The organism is Streptomyces sp. NPDC054786 (genome assembly GCF_053611685.1).
Genome location: NZ_JBSHAW010000099.1, coordinates 1 through 3,193 on the forward strand (window position 1 = coordinate 1; position 3,193 = coordinate 3,193).

Annotated in this window: 1 rRNA gene; it reads left to right on the plus strand. The window is 56.5% G+C overall.

Annotation, left to right across the window (positions count from 1 at the left end):
* Positions 1-49: 49 nt before the first annotated feature.
* A 23S ribosomal RNA gene (locus ACWGI6_RS38110) occupies positions 50-3,172 on the plus strand.
* The last annotated feature ends 21 nt before the right edge of the window (positions 3,173-3,193 follow it).

Genomic DNA, 3,193 nt, shown 5'->3' on the forward strand with positions numbered 1-3,193 from the left:
GGGTGGCTGGTCGTTGCTTGAGAACTGCACAGTGGACGCGAGCATCTGTGGCCAAGTTTTTAAGGGCGCACGGTGGATGCCTTGGCACCAGGAACCGATGAAGGACGTGGGAGGCCACGATAGGCCCCGGGGAGCTGTCAACCAAGCTTTGATCCGGGGGTGTCCGAATGGGGAAACCCGGCAGTCGTCATGGGCTGTCACCCGCTGCTGAACACATAGGCAGTGTGGAGGGAACGCGGGGAAGTGAAACATCTCAGTACCCGCAGGAAGAGAAAACAACAGTGATTCCGGGAGTAGTGGCGAGCGAAACCGGATGAGGCCAAACCAGTCACGTGTGATACCCGGCAGGGGTTGCGTGGTTGGGGTTGTGGGAGTTCTCTTTCATCGTCTGCCGGCGATGAGGCAAGTCAGAAACCGTTGGTGTAGGCGAAGGACATGCGAAAGGTCCGGCGTAGAGGGTAAGACCCCCGTAGCTGAAACATCAACGGCTTGCTTGAGAACCACCCAAGTAGCACGGGGCCCGAGAAATCCCGTGTGAATCTGGCGGGACCACCCGTTAAGCCTAAATATTCCCTGGTGACCGATAGCGGATAGTACCGTGAGGGAATGGTGAAAAGTACCGCGGGAGCGGAGTGAAATAGTACCTGAAACCGTGTGCCTACAAGCCGTGGGAGCGTCGCTGTATGTGCTTGCACATGCAGTCGTGACTGCGTGCCTTTTGAAGAATGAGCCTGCGAGTTTGCGGTATGTTGCGAGGTTAACCCGTGTGGGGAAGCCGTAGCGAAAGCGAGTCCGAATAGGGCGTTGAGTAGCGTGCCCAAGACCCGAAGCGGAGTGATCTAGCCATGGGCAGGTTGAAGCGGAGGTAAGACTTCGTGGAGGACCGAACCCACCAGGGTTGAAAACCTGGGGGATGACCTGTGGTTAGGGGTGAAAGGCCAATCAAACTCCGTGATAGCTGGTTCTCCCCGAAATGCATTTAGGTGCAGCGTCGTGTGTTTCTTGCCGGAGGTAGAGCACTGGATAGGCGATGGGCCCTACCGGGTTACTGACCTTAGCCAAACTCCGAATGCCGGTAAGTGAGAGCGCGGCAGTGAGACTGTGGGGGATAAGCTCCATGGTCGAGAGGGAAACAGCCCAGAGCATCGACTAAGGCCCCTAAGCGTGTGCTAAGTGGGAAAGGATGTGGAGTCGCAGAGACAACCAGGAGGTTGGCTTAGAAGCAGCCACCCTTGAAAGAGTGCGTAATAGCTCACTGGTCAAGTGATTCCGCGCCGACAATGTAGCGGGGCTCAAGCACACCGCCGAAGTCGTGTCATTGCAGCAATACGGCCAACGCCGGCTGTGATGGGTAGGGGAGCGTCGTGTGCCGGGTGAAGCAGCCGTGGAAACGAGTTGTGGACGGTTCACGAGTGAGAATGCAGGCATGAGTAGCGATACACACGTGGGAAACGTGTGCGCCGATTGACTAAGGGTTCCTGGGTCAAGCTGATCTGCCCAGGGTAAGTCGGGACCTAAGGCGAGGCCGACAGGCGTAGTCGATGGACAACCGGTTGATATTCCGGTACCCGCTTTGAAACGCCCAGTATCGAATCCATTAATGCTAAGGCCGTGAAGCCGGCCTGGAGTCTTCGGACAAAGGGACGTGGTGGAGCCGCCGGTCCAAGGTGGTAGTAGGTAAGCGATGGGGTGACGCAGGAAGGTAGTCCAGCCCGGGCGGTGGTTGTCCCGGGGTAAGGGTGTAGGCCGTGTGGTAGGTAAATCCGTCACACGTTAAGGCTGAGACCTGATGCCGAGCCGATTGTGGTGAAGTGGATGATCCTATGCTGTCGAGAAAAGCCTCTAGCGAGTTTCATGGCGGCCCGTACCCTAAACCGACTCAGGTGGTCAGGTAGAGAATACCGAGGCGTTCGGGTGAACTATGGTTAAGGAACTCGGCAAAATGCCCCCGTAACTTCGGGAGAAGGGGGGCCATTGCTGGTGATCCGATTTACTCGGTGAGCTGGTGGTGGCCGCAGAGACCAGCGAGAAGCGACTGTTTACTAAAAACACAGGTCCGTGCGAAGCCGTAAGGCGATGTATACGGACTGACGCCTGCCCGGTGCTGGAACGTTAAGGGGACCGGTTAGTCATGATTCGTCATGGCGAAGCTGAGAACTTAAGCGCCAGTAAACGGCGGTGGTAACTATAACCATCCTAAGGTAGCGAAATTCCTTGTCGGGTAAGTTCCGACCTGCACGAATGGCGTAACGACTTCTCGACTGTCTCAACCATAGGCCCGGTGAAATTGCACTACGAGTAAAGATGCTCGTTTCGCGCAGCAGGACGGAAAGACCCCGGGACCTTTACTATAGCTTGATATTGGTGTTCGGTTCGGCTTGTGTAGGATAGGTGGGAGACTTTGAAGCAGCCACGCCAGTGGTTGTGGAGTCATTGTTGAAATACCACTCTGGTCGTGCTGGATGTCTAACCTGGGTCCGTGATCCGGATCAGGGACAGTGTCTGGTGGGTAGTTTAACTGGGGCGGTTGCCTCCTAAAGAGTAACGGAGGCGCCCAAAGGTTCCCTCAGCCTGGTTGGCAATCAGGTGTTGAGTGTAAGTGCACAAGGGAGCTTGACTGTGAGACTGACGGGTCGAGCAGGTACGAAAGTAGGGACTAGTGATCCGGCGGTGGCTTGTGGAAGCGCCGTCGCTCAACGGATAAAAGGTACCCCGGGGATAACAGGCTGATCTTCCCCAAGAGTCCATATCGACGGGATGGTTTGGCACCTCGATGTCGGCTCGTCGCATCCTGGGGCTGGAGTCGGTCCCAAGGGTTGGGCTGTTCGCCCATTAAAGCGGTACGCGAGCTGGGTTTAGAACGTCGTGAGACAGTTCGGTCCCTATCCGCTGTGCGCGTAGGAGTATTGAGAAGGGCTGTCCCTAGTACGAGAGGACCGGGACGGACGAACCTCTGGTGTGCCAGTTGTCCTGCCAAGGGCATGGCTGGTTGGCTACGTTCGGAAAGGATAACCGCTGAAAGCATCTAAGCGGGAAGCCTGCTTCGAGATGAGTACTCCCACCCCCTTTGAGGGGTTAAGGCTCCCAGTAGACGACTGGGTTGATAGGCCAGATATGGAAGCCTGGTAACGGGTGGAGTTGACTGGTACTAATAGGCCGAGGGCTTGTCCTCAGTTGCTCGCGTCCACTGTGT